This window comes from Streptococcus sp. 1643 (assembly GCF_006228325.1).
Taxonomy (GTDB): Bacteria; Bacillota; Bacilli; order Lactobacillales; family Streptococcaceae; genus Streptococcus.
Genome location: NZ_CP040231.1, coordinates 1,610,729 through 1,632,877 on the forward strand (window position 1 = coordinate 1,610,729; position 22,149 = coordinate 1,632,877).

Below are 22,149 nucleotides of genomic sequence, written 5' to 3' on the forward strand. Positions count from 1 at the left end.
GCTGGATTTTATACTCATTGAAAATCAAAGAGTATTAGTCGCGGGTAAATCCAGTTGCACCCGTACGAGCGATATTTTTAATACCATATGGTCGAATCACTCGTAATAAAGCTTCACTCTTTTCAGCATTTCCCGTCATCTGGATGGTGATTGAGCTTGGAGCCACATCTACTACCGTTGCACGGAAAGGTTGGATAATGGCCAAGATTTCTGCACGCTTCTCAGCAGGAGCAGATACCTTCACCAAGATAACTTCTCTTTCCAAGTGTGGTTTATCTGTGATATCACGAATGCGAATCACATCAATCTGACGATTGAGCTGTTTAATGATTTGCTCTACTTCATCATGAGAAGCTACATCAATAATGATAGTGATGCGAGATACATTGGGGTTCTCCGTCGCACCAACTGAGATACTCTCAATATTGACTTGACGACGAGAAAGGACACCTGTAAAACGATTCAAAACTCCTGAACGGTTTTGCAATCTAGCTGTTAACATTCTACGCATGGAACTTCACCCCCAACATCTCATGATTGCTCTTACCAGCTGGTACCATCGGTAAGACCTGTTCCTTACGAGAAATATCCACCTCGATAAACATCGGCACATCCTCCAGAATAGCCTCTAGATCTTTTTCTATAGTTTCTGGATTGTCAAATTTATAATTTTTGATGCCGTAGGCCTGTGCCATCAGCTGGAAGTCAGGAAGTGTATCAAAGACTGACTCTGAAGTTCTACCCTCATAGAAGGATTCCTGCCACTGACGAACCATTCCTAGTGAGTGGTTATTCAACATGACAACCTTAATCGGTACCTTGTAGATATTTAGGATCGCTAACTCTTGGTTGGTCATTTGGAAACCACCATCACCGACAAAAAGGATGACTTCTTTTTCTGGATTGGCAATCTTGGCTCCGATAGCTGCAGGAACTCCGAATCCCATGGTACCCAAACCACCTGAAGTGACTAACTGACGCTCATTTTGGTAAGGATAATACTGAGCTGTCCACATTTGGTGTTGCCCTACGTCAGTTACGACAATGGCATCCCCATGCGTCAACTCACCGATGCGTTCAATAACGGCCTGAGGCTGAACCACACGTTCTTTCTTATCATAAGAACGAACTCGATTCTTGTCCTTAGTGACTTTTTCAATCCACTTTTCGGTATTGTTATGAACAGTTGGTTCTGCTAAAAGCATCTGTAAGGCTTTCTTAGCATCCCCCACTACAGGAATATCTGCACTGATAATCTTACCAATCTCAGCTGGGTCAACATCGATATGGGCAACCTTAGCATTTTTAGCAAAGGTCTTAGGGTTCCCGGTCAAGCGGTCATCGAAACGGCAACCAATACTAATCATAAAGTCCGCTTCCGTCATTGCAATGTTGGCTGCGAAAGAACCGTGCATGCCTCCCATCCCTAGGAAGAGCGGATGACTCGTTGCAATGGTTCCTTGCCCCAAAAGACTAGTGACTACTGGAATTTGGTAACGTTCAGCAAATTCATTGAGTTCCTTAGAAGCTTCCGCATAGCTGATACCACCGCCTGCTAACAAAACAGGTTTCTTGGCTTTTGACAATTGCTTCAAGATTTTCTTGATTTGCATGTCATTCGGATCAAGCGTCGGTTGGTAACTTGGTAAATTAACTTCTGGTGAATAGATGAAATCTGTCTCTAGAGCTGATACATCCTTTGGTAAGTCAATCACAACTGGACCTGGACGACCTGTCGTTGCGATATGGACAGCTTCCGTAATGATACGGGGAATGTCTGCCGTTTCACGGACTTGGTAATTGTATTTGGTAATGGGCATGGTAATCCCCACGATGTCTGCCTCCTGAAAAGCATCTTTCCCAATTCCAGCTCGCGCAACCTGACCTGTAAAGACCAAAAGGGGAACGCTATCGCTCATGGCATCTGCAATCCCTGTAATGGCATTTGTTGCTCCCGGTCCGCTCGTGACGACGGCAACGCCCAACTTTCCAGTTGATTTGGCATATCCTTCAGCTTCGTGCAAACAACCTTGCTCATGGCGTCCCAAGATGTGGCGAATACCTTTAAAATTGTATATCGCATCATATAAAGGTAAGACTGCACCACCAGGATAACCAAAAATGGTATCAATCCCTAAGTCCCGAAGTGTTTCCAAAACTAGGTCCGACCCCGTCTTAGGAGATTCTAAACTGATTTTCTCCATTGTTCCCCTTTCTCTTCTCTTAAAAAAATAGCTTGTTACTATCATACCATTTTTTCAAAAATTTTCAAGGCAAAAGAGTCAATTTTCTGAATTTTCTATCTAAAAGTGTATTTATGAATCTTTCCCTCATTTTTATTAACTTTTCTACGGAATTAGGAACCTTTATTTACTTTAATTTATCAAATTAGATTATTTTCTTTTTGGATAGAATTAGTATTTTTCTCACTTAGCGACCAAATTTGTATACTATATTCAGCAAAAATGAATAGTTAAAGACAAAAAAGGAAGCCACTAAGTGACTTCCTTCTAGAGTGAGGACTGATTAGTCTTCACCTTTGTTTTTCTTAATGATTTCTTCTTGTACTGACTTAGGTACATCTTCGTAGTGGTCAAATACCATCATGAAGGTACCACGTCCTTGAGATGCAGAACGAAGAACTGTTGCGTAACCGAACATTTCAGCAAGCGGAACGTAAGCACGAACGATTTGGCTGTTACCGTGTGCTTCCATACCATCTACACGTCCACGACGAGCAGTTACGTGACCCATAACATCACCAAGATTTTCTTCTGGAACAGTGATGGTTACAAGCATCATTGGCTCAAGGATAGCTGGTTGTGCTGATTTAGCAGCTTCTTTAAGGGCAAGTGAAGCCGCGATCTTGAAGGCAGTTTCAGATGAGTCGACATCGTGGTATGAACCATCGTAAAGCTTAGCTTTAACGTCAACCATTGGGTAACCTGCAAGAACACCGTTAGCCATAGATTCTACCAAACCTTTTTCAACCGCTGGGATAAATTCACGAGGAACCACACCACCGACGATTGCGTTTTCGAATTCGAAACCTTTACCTTCTTCGTTTGGAGTAAATTCAATCCATACATCACCGAATTGACCTTTACCACCAGACTGACGTTTGAAGAATCCACGTGCTTGAGTAGAAGCGCGGAATGTTTCACGGTAAGATACTTGAGGAGCACCTACGTTCGCTTCCACTTTGAACTCACGACGCATACGGTCAACAAGGACGTCAAGGTGAAGCTCACCCATACCAGAGATAACTGTTTCACCAGTTTCAACGTTTGTTTCAACGCGGAATGTTGGATCTTCTTCAGCCAATTTTTGAAGTGCGATACCCATCTTATCTTGGTCAGCTTTAGATTTTGGCTCAACCATCAATTGGATAACTGGTTCTGGAACGTTGATTGACTCAAGGATGATTTTAGCTTTTTCATCTGTCAATGAGTCACCAGTTGTAGTATCTTTCAAACCAACGGCAGCAGCGATGTCACCTGAGTAAACAGTGTCAATTTCTTGACGGCTGTTAGCGTGCATTTGAAGGATACGTCCGATACGTTCACGTTTACCTTTAGAAGTGTTCAATACGTAAGAACCTGATTGAAGAACACCTGAGTATACACGGAAGAATGTCAAACGACCTACGAATGGGTCAGTCATGATCTTGAAGGCAAGAGCTGCGAATGGCTCTTCGTCAGATGCTGGACGAGTTTCTTCTTCATCTGTATCTGGGTTGATACCTTTGATTGCTGGGATATCAAGTGGGCTTGGAAGGTAGTCGATAACCGCATCAAGCATCAATTGAACACCCTTGTTCTTGAAGGCAGAACCACACAATACTGGGAAGAATTCAACATTGATAGTTGCTTTACGGATAGCAGCTTTCAATTCTTCGTTAGTGATTTCTTCACCTTCAAGGTATTTCATCATCAAATCTTCATCAGTTTCAGCAACTGCTTCCACCAATTTTTCACGGTATTCTTGAGCTTGGTCAAGGTATTCAGCTGGAATATCTTCTTCAAGGATATCTGTACCAAGGTCGTTAGTATAGATTTCAGCTTTCATCTTGATCAAGTCGATGATACCACGGAAGTCATCTTCAGCACCGATTGGCAATTGGATTGGGTGTGCGTTTGCTTGAAGACGATCGTGAAGTGTGCTTACTGAGTAAAGGAAGTCAGCACCGATTTTGTCCATTTTGTTGGCAAATACGATACGTGGAACTCCGTACTCAGTTGCTTGACGCCAAACTGTTTCAGTTTGAGGCTCAACACCTGATTGTGAGTCAAGAACAGTAACCGCACCATCCAATACACGAAGAGAACGTTGTACTTCGATTGTGAAGTCCACGTGTCCCGGTGTGTCGATGATGTTTACGCGGTGGTTGTTCCATTGAGCTGTTGTCGCAGCAGATGTGATTGTGATACCACGTTCTTGCTCTTGCTCCATCCAGTCCATTTGTGACGCACCTTCGTGAGTTTCACCGATTTTGTGGATTTTACCAGTGTAGTAAAGAATACGCTCAGTAGTTGTTGTTTTACCGGCATCGACGTGAGCCATGATACCGATATTACGAGTTTTTTCAAGTGAAAATTCGCGTGCCATGAGGTTTGTTTCTCCTATTTATTTTTAATTTCTATTCTATTATAACACGATTTTAATAAAAACGGATAGGCAGGACCTACCCGTTCTCAATGTTTATCTTGTTTTTGTTGGTTTCAACTTGTAGATAAGTTGAATTGAAGCTAATACTAATCGTTTTAGCTAATTTGAACCCGAGCGAGGCCCGGTGCAAAAAAGATAAACTGCTTTGTGTTCACGGAACACTGCATCAGTTTCCTATTTTTGCCTTGGGCCTTTACCGCTCTTGGTATCATTTTATTACCAACGGAAGTGTGCGAAGGCACGGTTAGCTTCAGCCATACGGTGAGTGTCTTCACGTTTCTTAACTGCTGCACCAGTGTTGTTCGCAGCATCCAAGATTTCTTTTGCAAGACGGTCTTGCATTGTGTGTTCACCACGAAGGCGAGCGATGGTTACCAACCAACGAAGTCCAAGTGTTGTACGACGTTCTGGACGAACTTCAACTGGGACTTGGTAGTTAGATCCACCAACACGACGTGCACGTACTTCAAGTACAGGCATTATGTTTTCCATAGCTGTTTCAAATACTTCAAGTGCATCGTTGCCAGTAGCTTCTTTGATTTGCTCAAAAGCACCGTAAACGATTGAAGCAGCTGTACCACGTTTACCATCAAGCATAACGCGGTTGATAAGACGAGTAACTAGTTGTGAATTGTAAAGCGGATCTGGCAATACGTCACGTTTTGGAGCTCTATTTTTACGACTCATTTCTCTTTATCCCCTTTCCTTATGCTTTTGGACGTTTAGTACCGTATTTAGAACGGCCTTGTTTACGATCGTTAACACCTGCAGTATCAAGTGCACCACGGACGATATGGTAACGTACCCCTGGAAGGTCTTTTACACGTCCACCACGAAGAAGCACCACGCTGTGCTCTTGCAAGTTGTGTCCGATACCTGGGATGTAGGCAGTAACTTCGATAAGGTTGCTCAAACGTACACGAGCGAATTTACGAAGGGCAGAGTTAGGTTTTTTAGGTGTCATTGTTCCAACACGAGTTGCAACACCACGTTTTTGTGGTGAAGAAACGTTTGTTTGAACTTTTTTATGACTGTTGTAACCAACGTTCAAAGCTGGTGATTTAGATTTTTCTACTTTTGATTTACGCGGTTTGCGAACCAATTGGTTAATTGTAGGCATCTACATTCTCCTGTGTTTTTTTATTTTTGGTGATGATACACTTGGTGACAGCTACCATCTGTGTGTACTTTTGCAACATTTGTCAGCACGTCCCTGTACACTTTTGAGAGACCAAAAGTAAAAAGTACCGTCTATTATTGTAACACAATTTTTCCTTCATTGTCAAGATATTTTTCATTTTTATTCTGATCTTTTAACTCTTTGACACTAGTTCTAACCGCTTTTCTAAACCCAAGAAGGAGGCGATTTGCCTCCTACATTTTAGTATGGATTTCCTTCTATTCAAGTTATCGTTTCGGAATTTTTTAACCCTTCTGATCAAAGCCAACCAGATTCTGTTGCAATGTTGGCTGCCTCTGTTCGATTGCCTGCATTTAGCTTGGAAAGAATATTGGTGACATAGTTTCGGACGGTTCCATTTGATAGATAAAGCTGATCTGCGATTTCTTGATTAGACAAGCCCTGAGCGATTCCCTTTAAAACAGCAATCTCTTGCTCTGTTAGCGGATTGGGGTGCGTCATCACCACTTCCATCAATTCAGGCGAATACTCCTTACGTCCTTCGAGAACAGTGTGCAAGGTTTGCATGAGGTCTGCAATACTTCTTTCTTTCAAGACATAAGCATCCACTCCAGCCTTGACCGCACGTTCAAAATATCCGGGACGTTTGAAGGTCGTCACCACAACCACCTTTGTTTCTAGCTTTTCTGCTCGTATCCACTCCAAGACTTCGAGGCCTGTCTTAACAGGCATTTCTACGTCAAGAATGGCGATATCCACAGACTCTTTTTCTAAAAGTTGGATTGCTTCTTGGCCATCCTTGGCTTGTAGGACAGAATCTACATCTGGTTGAAAGGTAAGCAACTGGCACATAGCATCTCGCAACATACTTTGATCTTCTGCAACAAGTAGTTTCATCTTAGTTTCTCTCCTTATAAGGTAGTCGAACCTGCACTTCAGTCGGCTGTTTCTGACTGATCACTGTTACTTCTCCTGAAAAAGGAAGGACACGGTCTCGAACGGTATGGAGCTCATCTCCTTTTAAAGAAGCAAAGCCACATCCATCATCTCTCACTGTTAGAATGAGTTCTTTCTCAGTTCGTTCTAATTTCAAGTAAGCCTTCGATGCTTTGGCATGTTTGATGATATTTGTCACTAACTCAAGCAAAATCATGGAAGCTGTTGACTCCAATTCTTGAGTTAAGCTAGCAGTATCTAATTGGTGATTGATTTCCGTTTCAATTCCTGCAATTTCCAGCATTTTTTTAACAGTCGCAAATTCGGAAGCAAGGGTTCTGGTTTTAAGATTTTCGATAATTGTACGGACTTCGTTCATGGATTCTTTACTGATCTGATGAATTTCTTTTAATTCTTTTTCCACCTGTGGATAAGCCTGCATCTGTAATAACTGTAATGCTAAATCTGTCTTGACACTCAGCATAGCAAAGGTGTGACCTAGACTGTCATGGAGATCCTGACCGATACGATTGCGTTCATTTTCAGCCAAGAAAAGACTGAGCTTGGCATTTTGTTTCATCTTTTCTTCTTTTATTTCTTCTGACACTCGAATTCGATAAAGACCAAAGATCAGTGCATCCGAAAAGACAAAGGTAACTAAGAAAAAGACCAATTGCCAGGGACTAACATGATTGACCATATAGATTCCGGTCAGAATGAACGGTTGTAAGACAACAAAACTGACAAAACGCCAAGAGTGAAAAGAAATCTCATCCAGCTCATAAATGAGAAGATTGGATAAATAAAAGATAAACCATGTGAAACCCGAACTTAGCCAAACAGATGTATAAAAAATGTAGACAAGCATGGACCACCATGCTAGCCACTGCACGGTGCGATTCTGACTGATTAAAACCGAATAGAAGGCAAGTACAAATAGTAGGGTCCATAGCAAGGTTAAAAGCGGGTAATCTCCAACGATGACACCCGCTATAGGAAAGATGATAAACACAATTGAAATATGAAACATATAATGAATGTTTTTAAATTTTTCCAACATAGATTTATTTTACCTCAATCCGTTTTTTCAGTTGGATTACCAAGACACCAAAGAAAACTGTATAACCTAGTACAACCAAGGCAGCAAGAATGTTAAACTCGTGGTGCTCCAAATAAGTAGAGACGACCTGCATCAGTTGATAGGTTGGAGTCAGCTTTCCAATAGATTGGAGCCATTCTGGGAAGGAATCCAAGGGGAACCACAGTCCACCTAGAACAGCCAAAGCAATATAGGCAATATTTCCAACAACCGTCATCAGTTGAGCACTGGGTAGCAAGCTCACCAAGACCCCCATGCTGATAAAGACCACGCTTCCGATCAGCAAAATAGCACCAATTACCATCCAGTCAAGCCAAGGCAGAGTCACTCCACGGACAAAATGACCAACTGAAAAGACAACTGTAATTGATAACAAGAAAGTCAGTAGGGTACTGAACAGTTTTGATACATAATATTCTACCATAGATACGGGAGAATGTTGAATCAATTTTTGCCAGTTGTTTGTCTTATCAGACTCGAGTGTGCTTGGGATACTGAAAAAAGCACTTGACATGATACTAAAGAGCGTCATGGCAAAAAGATAGGCTTGAAGAGCAATTTCTGGAATATCTGACCCTGACATCATACCAGAAAAGATAAGGTAAAACACACTTGGGAGTCCGATGGATAGCAAGTAGTAGACTGCTTGCCGTTTCATCAGAATGATTTCCACTTTCATGAGACTTGTCATATTTTTCATCGTCAATCTCCTTTAGTCTTGAGTCGTTTCGAAGATACTGTCTAAGAGAGTTCGATTGCGAACTTCAATTTCTTCGATCGTGCAGCCCTGTTCTTGCAAGACTTCCCATACCTGGCTAGCTTCTTTGGTGGTGAAGGAAAGAGCATTTTGCTTGATTTCAAGCTCTTGAACTTGGTCTAAAGTTCTGATAACTTCCTGATAAGTTAGAGGTACCGTAAAATGTTTTTCTTGTTCTTCACCACGCATAGCATAAGGCGTCGTATCGCGAATCAATTCTCCCTTGTGGAGAACCAAAATGCGGTCAGCCGTATGTTCCACCTCTTCGATATAGTGAGAAGAATAGACAATAGTCACACCATTTTTCTTTAACTGATTGACAATTTCCCAAAAATGCTGACGTGTCGAGGTATCCATGGCAGCAGTTGGCTCGTCTAAAAATAGAATTTTCGGACGACCTATTAAAGCCAACACGAAAGAGAACAAACGTTTTTGCCCACCAGACAACTTGCCCGCTAACTGATTTTTCTGCTTGTCTGAGAATCTAAGCAAGTCATCAATTTCTTTGTCTGAAAGACTGTTGGGATAAAGTGACTTGAAAAATGATAAAAGTTCTTTCACTTTCAAGCTTTGAACAACTGCATTTTCTTGGGGCAAGACAGAAATAAGCTGCTTTAATCGAGGATCTGTTGGTGCAAAGCCTTGAATGGCTATCTGACCTGAGCTCATGAACTTGTCGCCCAAGAGGCAATCAATCAAGGTTGTCTTCCCTGCTCCGTTAGGCCCGATCAAGGCGACACATTCACCATCGTTGATTTCAAAGGAGATGTTCCGCAAGATCTCCTTGTCTTTTATTTTCTTACTCAATTTCTCAACTTTAATCACAGTCATGAGATTCTCCTTTCAACCACTTCATTCCCATAGGGAAAACGACAAAAATCATAAATCCAAAACCCCAAGCACCACGAATGAATTGGCGAAGCAAGGTTTGGTCAAACCACCCAGTAAACATTTCCACTAACCATACCAAGAGTGACAGGCCGATAAAGAAATAGATGATTGCTTTTTTCATTCCTCAAACTCCTTTTTCACATCTCTGACCAATTTCAAACCTTCTCTGACAAGCCAAGACATCATTCCAAAGCCAGCAAAGAGCTCCCAAGGAAAATGATAGAAACCCTCGTCCAATCCTGAAAACATGAGATAGGTCATAACTCCTGCTGCTACTAAACTCACTGCGACAATCATTTTATTTTTCATTTCTTCTTCCTCCATTTCATACTTCAATTATAGTCCTTTGAAGTTAACGGAGCTAGATGCTTCTGTCACTAGGAAATATGACAAATGTCATAAAAAAGAACCGATTTCTCGGTTCTTAAAAATGATTAGTCTGATTCATCGTTTCGTTTCTTTTTACCTAGCAATCCAAGTGTCATGGCACCTGCTAGGGCTGTCAGAATTCCTAGATTTTTCAAACCATCTTCTTGACTTCCTGTATTTGGAAGTTGATTTTTTTCTACAGAGATGTTTTGCGTCAATTGATCTGGTTTCGAATCAGGTACTGAAAGTTCTTTTTTATCAGACGGCTTCACTTGCTCTGGAAGTTCTACTACTGTTGGAGTATAGAATCCTGAAATGATATTTCCATTACGGTCTTTACGGATCACTTTCACACCTTTGGCTTGTCCTACAAAGTCTGCCTCAGGGGTAAAGGTGACGGTGCCATCTGGTGAGATTACGTAAGTTCCTTCACCTGGAATCACTTTTTCAGTTGATCCATCTTCAAAGGTTGGCGGAACTGTCAGATCGACATCACCTGTAAAGTTTGGTTTACCAGTCTGAGTTTGACCTTTAAGACCTTCTGATGTCGCATCACTCACTTGTGTTTGTCCAAGGACAGTTGGTGTGTAGTGAGCAGTAACTACATTTCCATACACATCCAAACGTTTCACAACCAATCCTTTAGCTGTACCAACAAAGTCTGGTTCTGGAGTAAAGGTAATCTTACCATCTTTATCAATTGTATAGCTTCCTTCACCCGGAACAACCATAGTCGTGCTACCATCCTCAAATGTTGGTGGTACAGTCGAATCGATATGTCCTTCAAACACTGGTGTTGCCACTTGTGGTTGGCCTTTTGCTCCTGTAGAAACCGTATCATGACCAGTAGATGGACCTACAACTGTTGGGCGATAGCTTGCAGTAACTGGAGTACCGTTCTTATCCTTGCGGACAATCGTTACACCGGTTCCTTTTCCTACAAAATTAGCTTCTGGAGTGAAGGTCACTGTGCCATCTGGTGAGATTGCATAAGTCCCTTCACCTGGAATCACTTTTTCAGTTGATCCATCTTCAAATGTTGCTGCCACAGTTTCATCGATTGGAACAAGCGGATCACCACCTTCAAATGTTGGGGTACCTGTTTGAACAAGACCCTTAATGTTAACTGAAGAAGTATCTTTACCAGTTGGCGTTACTTTCGTAAACTCTGGACTGTAGGTCGCAGTCACCGGGGTGCCATTCTTATCTACGCGCTTGACTGTGACTGGATCTGGGTTGCCTACAAACTGCTTATCTGGAGTGAAGGTCACTGTACCATCTGGCGCAATCGTGTAGGTTCCTTGGCCTGGAATAGATTTCTCTTTGCTTCCATCTGCGAAGGTTGGCTCTACTGTTTCATCAATTGGAACCAGTGGATCACCACCTTGGAAGCTTGGAGTGCCTGTTTGTGGAACACCTTGAGGGCCTGTGCTTGTTGCGTTAGTCCCTGTAGGTGTCACTTTAGTCACTGTTGGGGTATAAGTCGCAGTGACTGGAGTTCCATTCTTATCTACCCGTCTAACTGTTACTGGATTTGGAGTTCCAACGTACTTCTTATCCGGCGTAAAGGTAATAGATCCATCTAGATTGATACTGTATTCACCTACACCTGGAACTGTTTTTGTTGACTGACCATCTTCGAAAGTCATTGGTTTCGTATCATCAATTGGAACCAATGGATTGCCTTCTGTGAAGGTTGGGGTACCCTTTTGCGGTTGACCTTGGATACCTGTGCTGGTTGCGTTAGTGCTGGTTGGAACTACTTCTTTCACCACCGCTTGGTACTTGACAGTAACAGGAGTTCCGTTGGCATCCACTCGAGTCAATTCAAGCTCTGGTGTTTCACCCTTGAACTGTTTATCGGGAGTAAAGGTCACCTTACCGTCTGCGTCCACTTCGAACTTACCAACATTTGGCACTTCTTTCACAGTTGTACCATTGTCAAATAGTGGAGTTGAATCAGCTGGGAATGGAACTGAGTCATGGCCTGGCGTGAAGGTCACTTTACCTTCTTGTACCTGACCTTGCAAACCTTCTGTATTATCACCTGAACCAGTTGGCGTTACTTTCGTAAACTCTGGACTGTAAGTCGCAGTAACTGGGGTGCCATTCTTATCTACGCGTTTGACTGTGACTGGAGCTGGATTTCCAACAAACTGTTTGTCTGGAGTGAAAGTTACAGTTCCGTCTGGCGCAATCGTGTAAGTTCCTTGACCTGGAATAGATTTCTCTTTGCTTCCATCTTCGAAGGTTGGCTCTACTGTTTCATCAATTGGAACCAGTGAATCACCGCCTTGGAAGCTTGGAGTACCAGTTTGTGGAAGTCCTTGAGGACCTGTGCTGGTTGCACCGGTTCCTGTAGGAGTCACCTTAGTAAACTCTGGGCTGTAAGTCGCAGTAACTGGGGTACCATTCTTATCTACGCGTTTGACTGTGACTGGAGCTGGGTTCCCAACAAACTGCTTATCTGGAGTGAAAGTTACAGTTCCGTCTGGCGCAATCGTGTAAGTTCCTTGACCTGGAATAGATTTCTCTTTGCTGCCATCTTCGAAGGCTGGCTCAACTGTTTCATCGATTGGAACCAGTGGATCACCACCTTGGAAGCTTGGAGTGCCTGTTTGTGGAACACCCTGAGGGCCTGTGCTGGTTGCACCGGTTCCAGTTGGGGTTACTTTCGTAAACTCTGGACTGTAAGTCGCAGTAACTGGGGTGCCATTCTTATCTACGCGTTTGACTGTGACTGGAGCTGGATTTCCAACAAACTGTTTGTCTGGAGTGAAAGTTACAGTTCCGTCTGGCGCAATCGTGTAAGTTCCTTGACCTGGAATAGATTTCTCTTTGCTGCCATCTTCGAAGGTTGGCTCGACTGTTTCATCGATTGGAACAAGTGGGTCACCACCTTGGAAGCTTGGAGTGCCTGTTTGTGGAAGTCCTTGAGGACCTGTGCTCGTTGCACCGGTTCCAGTTGGAGTCACCTTAGTAAACTCTGGGCTGTAAGTCGCAGTCACTGGGGTGCCATTCTTATCTACGCGTTTGACTGTTACTGGATCTGGTTTGCCGACAAACTGTTTGTCTGGGATAAATGTTACTGTCCCATCTGGCGCAATTGTGTAAGTTCCTTGACCTGGAATAGACTTCTCTTTGCTTCCATCTTCGAAGGTTGGCTCGACTGTTTCATCAATTGGAACCAATGGGTCGCCACCTTGGAAGCTTGGAGTTCCTGTTTGTGGAACACCCTGAGGACCTGTGCTGGTTGCGTTAGTGCTGGTTGGAACTACTTCTTTCACCACCGCTTGGTACTTGACAGTAACAGGAGTTCCGTTGGCATCCACACGAGTCAATTCAAGCTCTGGCGTTTCACCCTTGAACTGTTTGTCAGGAGTAAAGGTCACCTTACCGTCCGCGTCCACTTCGAATTTACCAACATTTGGCACTTCTTTCACAGCTGTACCATTGTCAAATAGTGGAGTCGAATCAGCTGGGAATGGAACTGAGTCATGGCCTGGGGTGAAGGTCACTTTACCTTCTTGCACTTGACCTTGAAGTCCTTCTGTCTTATCACCTGAACCTGTTGGTGTTATTCTTTCAACAACTGGGGTATAGGTCGTTACAGCCGACTCTCCATTTTTATCCACCACTCCAACTTGAACTGGAGTTGCCGGACCATAGAAGGTTTTCAGTGGAGTAAAGACAATTGTTTTATTTACAAGATCTAAATCGTACGTCCCTTGGTCGGCAATGGTTAGCGAAGTTACCTTTTGTCCATTCTCATCATAAAGAAAGACACTACTTTGGACTAGTTCAACGGATTTCTTTGCTCCATTAATGGTTGTTGTCCCTTTTGTAAAGTGAACCTCACTCTCGCTTGCTCTATCCTCATCAAAGTGAATCGTCGCTGCCTGCTTCTGCCCTTGAAGGCCTTTAGATTTCGCTGCACTTGCTGAAGGTACAACTGGAATCCGAATATAATACACCACCCGATACCAGGTAAATTCTTTTTCCAACTCTTCATCTCTAGGATCATCCGCGGTCAATAAATATTCATCGAGAGCTCCTTCTCCCGACATTGTGTTTGCGTCAATATCCTCTCTTGGATAATAGCCAGGAATTTCAGGAGAAATCACTTGAGACCAAGTTTGGTCTGCAGACCAGGCTGAGTTTGTCACACCTGCTGTCGCATCATTTGGTTGCCGTTTCGCCAAAACCTGATCAATTCTCTTGGTTCGAGTAAACGAATGAGTCTCAACATGTTTTGGAGGGAGGAGTGATAAATCAGAATGGTTTGTTTTTTTGAGATATTCAAAATCAACCTCGCGAGTTCCACGAACAGTTTCGGTTAGTTCTGTAATCTTGTGTCTAAACTGAAACTTGAATTGTTTTGGACTAGCCGAGTCACCAAAGGTATGATCTGTAAAATCGTTACTGATCAGTTCATATCCTGCATCTTCCAATTCCTTAATTCGATCAGCAGGATCATAAGAAATTGGTCCATTAGGTTTTCCTACAACTGTGTCTACCTGTCCTAGTTGTACTTCCTTAGATGGATTGTTTACATCCACAAAGGTAAAACTTGCAGATGACAGTTTGGTAGACATTTGGATTGAAACATTATTGGACTCAGTGTACTTGGAACTGCCATTTGCCAGTGCCGAAGAAAGATAAGCCATAGCACCTGGGGCAGTATCTTGCCCGATAACTGCTCCATCGATAGGAAACTGAACCCTACTTCCAGCAGCAACCGGAGCAGTCGAATGCCAGCGAACTGCACGAATCTCTGACCAATCCGACACTTGGTCTGCTATGAGCCATTGTGAAGCATTAATTTCTGCAGCAGTGCCCGCAGTACGACTATATTGAACTTCCCAGCCTGAAGGTGGTGTTAGAGCTTTTGTCAAACTCATTGTAAATTCAGAGCCACGATTTCTGGATTCTAGCTGTTTATCACCTTTCATCGGCAGGGATGATAAAACATAGACATCTGAAACCGCCTGTTTCGCTGCGTTTTTATAGGTCACTCTGAAATCAATCTCATCGCCAGGATAGTGCTCTTGGGTATTGTAGGCAAAGTGTTGATCTGCAGCTCTCTTCACTTCAGAGTAGACACCACTCGCTTCAGAAGCCTGTACGATCACATCGAAGTCATAAGAAACCGAATTTTTCGAGGTAACTGTAATCCCATCTAGCTCCCCCAAGTCATAACCATTCTGAGCTTGAACGTCAGGAAGTTCCTCGTCCCAAAAAGCAATCGCTTTATAGGTGTAGGTCCCATTTGGAATCGTCTTGTTTTCTAACTTCAAAAGTGTTGCAGGCATAGGGGAGTCTGGAGTCCCCTTTACTTGGGCATAGTAGAGAGTTTTCCCAGTATCTTTGTAATTATAATAAACCTTAAAATTAGGGTTTCCACTAAAGTTTAATTGTGGGTCAGCCAAATAAGCCAGATGGTAAACTCCTGTCAAGTTTGCGAAGTTCTGAGTAGGGGTGTCTTTACCCGCAGTCCTTGTGATAAAATCTTGCTTAAAACCAGAAGCATCTGTATGTCGATTGAAAACATCTGTTCGGGCTCGCCCAATCATTGAAATTTGCTGGACAACACGCGTCAATTCGGCTGAGGCCGTTTGAGAGAAGGAAACAGTGTTTCCAGTATTCTTAAAAGTGAAATCCGTTCTAGAATCCAACTTACTAATCGTCGAATCTTTATAGAGACTTTCCCAATTATTAAAACGTGTTTTTGTCTGGAAAAAAAATGCCGAAGTATCATTGGTTGAGGACTTCCTCATCTTGATATTTTTAAACTTGTACTCCAGTTCCTTCACATCTTGCTCTTCCGTCAATCGTAGACTACGGGTGTTACTATTAAAAGTCCCTAATAACTCACCTGTAGCTTTATTGTATACTTCTACGGATGCATCCGGTGAAGAGAAAAATTCATTCCAATAACGCTCCTCAATCGCATTGACTTCCCGATAAGACTCTCGTGAATCCTGTATCTTATGGGTGACCGTGTAGTCATTGATAGGATAATCTTTTTCAACCTCTGCGACTGATGAAAGTCGAACATTAGAACGGTATTCTGTTTCACCATAAGAACGAATCATCTCCGAGTCAGACTGATTATAGTGTCTATATTCAAAGAGAGAAGACTCTGGCTGATCTGTTTTTTGAACAAAAAGAGCATAGGGAAGAACAGCCGTATTTTGATAACTAGTCCCATCTGCTTTTGTATAGATACCCGTCACAGTTAGCTTTTGCGCTTTTCCATTGATATCTGCTACTTTGGCATTCTTTAACTTGAAAGAAATTGGAATAAGCTTATTTTTATTGTTATTAATATCTTGAAGCGGATTGTTAGCTCTGTTAATGGTCAGATGGTAACCCGTTGCATCGGCAGTCCATCCCAAAGCTTTGGCTTCATCTGTCAACTCATAACCTTCTTTTAACTCTATATTATAGGTATAAGAAGTGACAGGATCAATGATATGCCCCCCGACATCACTAATCCCCATACCATTGATCATACGACCATCAAAAACACCATTTCCATAGTTGAAGTAATCATTGCGAGCCGTATTATTCTTAAGATCTTTCGCACCGTTAAATAGATAGAAGGACACGACCGATGAATCATCATCGACAATACCATCGTTATTTCGATCGTAGCCAATGACCTGATTGTTAGACATTGGTGTCAGACCCCCTACACCGTTTTCTAAGACTTTCCACGTGTGTTCAATACTTCCAAGTTCTTTGAGGACATTGCCATTTTTGTCATAGAGCTTAGCAGTTGCGGTCACCTTATGATCTGGCCCAATGGCTTGGACAGCACCTCCCCAGTTATGCGTCAGAGGATCTATCTGAAAAGTATAGACGAAGTTATAGTTTGCTCCACCTCTCAGATTCGCAGGTTCTATCTTTAAATCAAGGTCCCCATTCGTTTTTTCTTGGCTGAACTTTACACCACCAACTGGAGAAGGGGTCAACTTAATAGCCTTCCCATTTTGGAAATGAATTTTAATATACCCACCAGAATAGTCTGCTTCGTGTCCAGTAATACTAAAGGTCAAGGATTCACGGACACTATCTACCGCATGGATATCCTTGATTGGCGAATGAGTTTTAAATTCTGCATTGACTTCATCTAGCGATCTCTTGCGCCTAGAAGAAGTTTTCCCGCTAGAGCCACTTTCTTCCTTGCTTTTCTGCTCAGTTGGAGTTGATTCTAGAGATTGCTTTTTCTCCTCATCTAAAGAAGGCTGACTCGCTTCCTTCGTATTGTCAACTTGAGAAACTGGTTGGCTCTGAGCGACTGGTGCAGATACTTCTGTTTTGGGCGGTTCAGTTTTATTCTCCAGCTCCTTAACCGCTTCGTTCTGTGTTACCACTTTTTGAGGCTCAGAAATGACTTCCTGTCCATTCTCAGCACTTTTTTCCTTCTGTTGAATTTCCGCCTGCGTTTGTTGTTCCTTATTGTTGACTTGAGCTTCATCCGCTTGCACTGGAGAAGTAGCCATCACCATAAAGGTTCCTAACAATACCGAGCAAGTCCCAACACTTAACTTTCTAATTGAAAAGCGGGAAAAAGATTGATTAAAAATTTTTTTCTTCATCATTTCTCCTTTATATTCATACTTAATCTAATATAACAGCTTTATCATTATAACTTATAGTAAATAGAATTTCCAATAGAATGTTCATTTCTACATAAATTTCTTTATAACTCCGTTTGCATAGAAAAAGGAAGCTGTAAAACCAGCTTCCTTCTGTTGTTTTCGGCTCTATAATATTTGTAGTGGGTAAATCCCCTATGGATATCATGGAGCCTATTTTGTTGTAGAAAAAAGTCCCATAAGATCTATAATGAAAAGCAACCAAACCATCATTAGAAAGAATCATATGGAACAATTACATTTTATCACAAAACTACTCGATATTAAAGACCCTAACATCAAGATTGTAGATATCATCAATATGGATATACACAAGGAAATCATCGCTAAACTGGACTACGATGTGCCAGATTGCCCTGATTGCGGAAGCCAAATGAAGAAATATGATTTTCAAAAACCGTCTAAAATCCCTTACCTTGAAACGACTGGTATGCCTACTAGAATTCTTCTGGAAAAACGTCGATTCAAGTGCTATCAATGGTCAAAAATGGCGGTCGCTGAGACTTCCCTCGTCAAGAAGAATCACCAAATACCTCGTATCATCAACCAAAAGATTGCTCAGAAGCTGATTGAAAAGACTTCTATGACCGATATTGCCCATCAACTGTCCATTTCAACGTCAACTGTCATACGTAAACTTAATAACTTTCACTTTAAGAATGATTTTAGCCGACTTCCTGAGATTATGTCCTGGGATGAGTATGCCTTCACTAAGGGAAAGATGAGTTTCATTGCGCAAGATTTTGACAAGCTTAATATCATCACTGTTCTTGAAGGCAGGACACAAGCTGTCATCCGAAATCACTTTCTTCGCTACAATAGAGCTGTTCGTTGTCAGGTGAAAATCATTACGATGGATATGTTTAGTCCCTACTATGATTTAGCTAAACAGCTTCGCTTTCAAATTTCTAGGCTCAGGCTGAAACAGTCTCCCAGACTGTTTCACTCCCATGTGCTAAAATCGTTCTAGATCGCTTTCACATTGTGCAACATCTTAGCCGTGCTATGAGTCGTGTCCGTATCCAAATAATGAATCAGTTTCATCGAAAGTCTCATGAATATAAGGCTATCAAGCGATACTGGAAACTCATCCAACAGGATAGTCGTAAACTCAGCGATAAGCGATTTTATCGCCCTACTTTTCGTATGCACTTAACAAATAAAGAGATTCTAGACAAGCTTTTGAACTATTCAGAAGACTTGAAACACCAATACAATGTCTATCAGCTCCTGCTTTTTCACTTCCAGAATAAAGAGCCTGACAAATTTTTCGGACTCATTGAGGACAATCTTAAGCTGGTTCATCCTCTTTTTCAGACTGTCTTTAAAACCTTTCTCAAGGATAAAGAGAAAATTGTCAACGCCCTTCAATTGCCTTATTCCAACGCCAAATTAGAAGCGACCAATAATCTCATCAAACTTATCAAGCGAAATGCCTTTGGGTTTCGGAACTTTGAAAACTTCAAAAAACGGATTTTTATCGCTCTCAACATCAAAAAAGAAAGGACGAATTTCATCCTTTCTAGATCTAGCTTTTCTTCAACCCACTACAGTTGACAAAGAACATTTTTTTGGAGATAAGGGACTATTGTCCCAGCCTCTTTCGTTTATTCTTCTCTAAATCCTTGTAACTTTAAACCAGCAATCAGAGTATTTGGTTTCTTAAAGTCTTCTACACTATCCTTAAGTGATTCAAAGAAATAAGTCTTTTTAATTCTATCCATATCTGCTTTCTCAAGGTCAAGATCAATAACTATTCTCATCTTTTTATTATCGGTGATAAAATATTCAACTTTAACACCTGGCTCGTCCTTGATTTCAATATACTCTGGAGAGCTTTCCACTGCTTCGCGAAAGACTTCTTGAAATTCTTCCGGAGTAATTTCTGCAGGAATTTCCTCTCCAAATTCTCCCAACATATCCATCTTGAATTGTTTTACAACATCCGTGTAAACAAAAGTCATAGTGACATCAAATTCTTCCATCTTCCCTTTGAGAACTTTGGTCGTTTCCTTGATTTCTTCTTTCACCTGACTTGACTTTGTGGATGAATCAACCGAACTCGCTGTGCCACTTGACTCTGTTGTTGCAGTATTGGTTTGACCACAGCCAGAAAGAACAAGTAACGATGCAAAAACTAATCCTAAAACTTTCTTCATTCAAAGTCTCCTATTCCACACTGAAAAGATATGGATATACAGGTTGTTGACCTTGGTGAATCTCTACTTCAACATCTTCAAATTCTTCTGCGATTTCTTGGGCAATTTCATTGGCAAGTTCTTCGCTTCCGTCTTCTCCGACATAGAAAGTCACGATTTCACTGTCTTCGTCCAACATATGCTTCAAAGTTTCAGTCAAGGTTTGGTGCATGTCAGGATTTGACACGAGGATTTTCCCATCTACCATACCAAGATTGTCATTTTCATGAATTGCTAATCCATCGATAGTTGTATCACGAACGGCAGTTGTTACACTACCGCTGATGACATCACCAAGGGCTGCAGTCATGCGTTCTTTGTTTTCTTCGATTGATTTGCTTGGATCAAAGGCAAGAAGACTGGTCAATCCTTGAGGAATTGTACGTGCTTCTACCACAACAGCTGGTTGTTCAAGCACTTCAGCCGCAGACTGAGCTGCCATAAAGATATTTTTGTTGTTTGGCAAGAAGATAATGTTGCGAGCATTGACCTGTTCAACAGCCTTGATAAAGTCTTCTGTTGAAGGGTTCATCGTCTGACCACCTTCGATGACATAATCCACACCTTGGGCACGGAAGATATCTGCTAAACCTTGACCAGCTACTACTGCGATAAGGGCATACTCTTTTGTTTCAGCAGGCTTGTTGCCTTGACTTGCTTCTTTTTCAACTTGCGCCTCGTGTTGGTTACGCATGTTGTCCACTTTTACCTTGATCAAGCTACCATATTTGAGACCTTCTTGCATGACAAGACCTGGATCTTCTGTATGGACGTGAACTTTGACGATCTCATCATCGTTGACAACAAGGAGTGAGTCGCCTAAGTCATTCAAGTAGTTACGGAATTCATCATAGTCAAAGTCCTTAGAATAAGTTGGACCTTGTTTGAGGGCTACCATGATCTCTGTACAGTAACCGAAGGTAATATCCTCAGTTGCCACATGCCCTGCTACAGACTTGTGGTGCTCTGCATTGATCATTTCACTCATGTTAGCAGGAGTCGCTACAAAGTCTTCAGAAGCACTGTATTCACCAGTAAGAGCTGAAAGGAATCCTTCGTAGATGAAGACCAAACCTTGACCACCTGAGTCTACCACACCAACTTCCTTAAGGACTGGAAGCATTTCTGGTGTCTTAGCCAAAGCTGCTTTCGCGCCTTCCAAGGCTGCACGCATGACCTCAACAGCATCATCTGTCTCCTCGGCTTTTTTCTTAGCCCCAATAGCCGCTCCACGAGAAACAGTCAAAATGGTCCCTTCAACTGGTTTCATAACCGCTTTATAAGCTACTTCGACACCGGATTGGAAGGCAAGAGCCAAGTCTTGACCTGTTAATTCATCTTTTTCCTTGATAGCCTGAGAGAAGCCACGGAAGAGCTGAGAAGTGATAACCCCTGAGTTCCCACGCGCACCCATCAAGAGACCTTTAGCAAGAATGCTCGCTACTTCTCCAACAGTAGAAGCAGGCTTGTCTGCTACTTCTTTGGCACCATTTTCAATGGTCATTCCCATGTTTGTCCCAGTATCTCCATCTGGAACTGGAAAGACGTTCAATGAATTGACATATTCTGCTTGCTTATTCAAACGAGTTGATGCAGCCTGCACCATCTCTTGGAATAAACTGGTAGTAATTTTTGACACGATTATTCTCCTACAACTTTGATATTTTGAATGTAGACATTCACAGTCTGAGCAGTAATTCCTAGTTGATTTTCTAAACTAAAACGAACACGCTCTTGAATGTTTTTTGACACTTCGCTTATCTTTACTCCGTAGCTCAATACGGTATAAACATCAACTGCAATGCTACCATCTTCGGCTGCTTTTATAACAACACCCTTAGAATAATTTTCCTTACCAAGAAGGGCTTGGAAATTGTCTTTGAGGGCATTTTTACTAGCCATACCGACCACACCAAAAATCTCAGTTGCGGCACCACCTACTACGGTTGCAATCACTTCATCTGTCAGTTCGATTTGACCATCTTTTGTATTAATTTTTACAGTCATTTTTTTTACCTCAACTAGTTGATACTCTATTTTATCATATTTCAGCCCAAGTGTAAAAGCAGAATGCTGTATCGGCGGATATTTACTCTATTTTTCAAATGATTTTATCCTTAGAGCAAAAGAAAAAGACCTAAGCGGTCTTTTCATTTTTATTAAACGCGTTCAACTTTACCTGATTTCAAAGCACGAGCTGAAGCCCAAACTTTTTTAGGTTTACCATCGATAAGAACCGTAACTTTTTGAAGGTTTGGTTTTACGGCACGTTTTGTTTGGTTCATCGCGTGTGAACGGTTGTTTCCTGATACAGTCTTACGACCTGTAAAGTAACATACTTTAGCCATTGTGTTTTCCTCCTATTAGATCTAATATAGCGGATGTGCTAGCACCACATACCGTACTATGTTATCACACTTTCTTGA

16 protein-coding genes and 1 pseudogene are annotated in these 22,149 nt (G+C 42.0%); 1 reads left to right on the forward strand and 16 read right to left on the reverse strand.

All coding sequences use genetic code 11. The features are described from left to right. Nucleotides 1-34 precede the first annotated feature (34 nt). The 12 genes from ilvN to FD735_RS08410 form a co-directional block, all read right to left on the reverse strand. On the reverse strand, nt 35-511 hold the full coding sequence (gene ilvN, locus FD735_RS08350; protein ID WP_001253813.1) for an acetolactate synthase small subunit: 477 nt from the start codon (nt 509-511) through the stop codon (nt 35-37). Further along, nucleotides 504-2,204 (reverse strand): acetolactate synthase large subunit, encoded by a 1,701-nt coding sequence (locus tag FD735_RS08355; RefSeq protein WP_139658955.1) that lies wholly within the window; start codon nt 2,202-2,204, stop codon nt 504-506. Before FD735_RS08355 ends, ilvN begins: the two co-directional genes overlap by 8 nt. Nucleotides 2,205-2,526: 322 nt before the next feature. Beyond that, nucleotides 2,527-4,608: an elongation factor G gene (fusA, locus tag FD735_RS08360; protein WP_000090339.1), complete on the reverse strand. Its 2,082-nt coding sequence runs from the start codon at nt 4,606-4,608 to the stop codon at nt 2,527-2,529. Between the two features lie 276 nt (nt 4,609-4,884). Beyond that, nucleotides 4,885-5,355: a 30S ribosomal protein S7 gene (rpsG, locus tag FD735_RS08365; protein WP_000087873.1), complete on the reverse strand. Its 471-nt coding sequence runs from the start codon at nt 5,353-5,355 to the stop codon at nt 4,885-4,887. A 19-nt stretch (nt 5,356-5,374) separates the two neighbouring features. After that, a complete protein-coding gene (gene rpsL / locus FD735_RS08370) occupies nt 5,375-5,788 on the reverse strand; it encodes a 30S ribosomal protein S12 (RefSeq protein ID WP_001142332.1) in 414 nt (137 codons plus the stop codon). Nucleotides 5,789-6,106: 318 nt separating this feature from the next. Next, nucleotides 6,107-6,706, reverse strand: coding sequence for a response regulator transcription factor (locus FD735_RS08380; RefSeq protein ID WP_139658956.1), 600 nt, complete (start codon nt 6,704-6,706; stop codon nt 6,107-6,109). Nucleotide 6,707: 1 nt separating this feature from the next. Then, complete coding sequence (locus FD735_RS08385; RefSeq protein ID WP_139658957.1) at nt 6,708-7,805, reverse strand: sensor histidine kinase; 1,098 nt, start codon at nt 7,803-7,805, stop codon at nt 6,708-6,710. 4 nt (nt 7,806-7,809) lie between these two features. After that, nucleotides 7,810-8,544, reverse strand: coding sequence for an ABC transporter permease (locus FD735_RS08390; protein ID WP_000794226.1), 735 nt, complete (start codon nt 8,542-8,544; stop codon nt 7,810-7,812). A gap of 12 nt (nt 8,545-8,556) precedes the next feature. Beyond that, a complete protein-coding gene (locus FD735_RS08395; RefSeq protein WP_139658958.1) occupies nt 8,557-9,432 on the reverse strand; it encodes an ABC transporter ATP-binding protein in 876 nt (291 codons plus the stop codon). Further along, on the reverse strand, nt 9,419-9,613 hold the full coding sequence (locus FD735_RS08400) for a hypothetical protein (protein WP_000709165.1): 195 nt from the start codon (nt 9,611-9,613) through the stop codon (nt 9,419-9,421). Before FD735_RS08400 ends, FD735_RS08395 begins: the two co-directional genes overlap by 14 nt. Continuing rightward, a complete protein-coding gene (locus FD735_RS08405) occupies nt 9,610-9,816 on the reverse strand; it encodes a hypothetical protein (RefSeq protein ID WP_000390701.1) in 207 nt (68 codons plus the stop codon). Before FD735_RS08405 ends, FD735_RS08400 begins: the two co-directional genes overlap by 4 nt. A 110-nt stretch (nt 9,817-9,926) precedes the next feature. Then, a complete protein-coding gene (locus FD735_RS08410; RefSeq protein WP_139658959.1) occupies nt 9,927-17,468 on the reverse strand; it encodes a YSIRK-type signal peptide-containing protein in 7,542 nt (2,513 codons plus the stop codon). Between the two features lie 283 nt (nt 17,469-17,751). Between FD735_RS08410 and FD735_RS08415 the strand changes: the two are divergent. After that, nucleotides 17,752-19,082 (forward strand): annotated as a pseudogene (locus tag FD735_RS08415) (ISL3 family transposase). Between the two features lie 50 nt (nt 19,083-19,132). Here the strand turns inward: FD735_RS08415 and FD735_RS08420 are convergent. From FD735_RS08420 to rpmB, 4 genes are all read right to left on the reverse strand, one after another. Further along, nucleotides 19,133-19,684, reverse strand: a complete 552-nt coding sequence (locus FD735_RS08420) for an SP0191 family lipoprotein (RefSeq protein WP_061421420.1) — start codon at nt 19,682-19,684, stop codon at nt 19,133-19,135. Nucleotides 19,685-19,694: 10 nt separating this feature from the next. Further along, nucleotides 19,695-21,362 carry a DAK2 domain-containing protein gene (locus FD735_RS08425; RefSeq protein WP_139658960.1) on the reverse strand — a complete coding sequence of 556 codons (1,668 nt, stop codon included), beginning with the start codon at nt 21,360-21,362 and terminating at the stop codon, nt 19,695-19,697. Between the two features lie 2 nt (nt 21,363-21,364). Further along, the gene (locus FD735_RS08430; protein WP_000216434.1) at nt 21,365-21,730 is read right to left on the reverse strand and encodes an Asp23/Gls24 family envelope stress response protein; all 366 of its coding nucleotides are present in this window, start codon (nt 21,728-21,730) and stop codon (nt 21,365-21,367) included. Nucleotides 21,731-21,882: 152 nt separating this feature from the next. Further along, nucleotides 21,883-22,071: a 50S ribosomal protein L28 gene (gene rpmB / locus FD735_RS08435; protein ID WP_001140948.1), complete on the reverse strand. Its 189-nt coding sequence runs from the start codon at nt 22,069-22,071 to the stop codon at nt 21,883-21,885. Nucleotides 22,072-22,149: the final 78 nt, after the last annotated feature.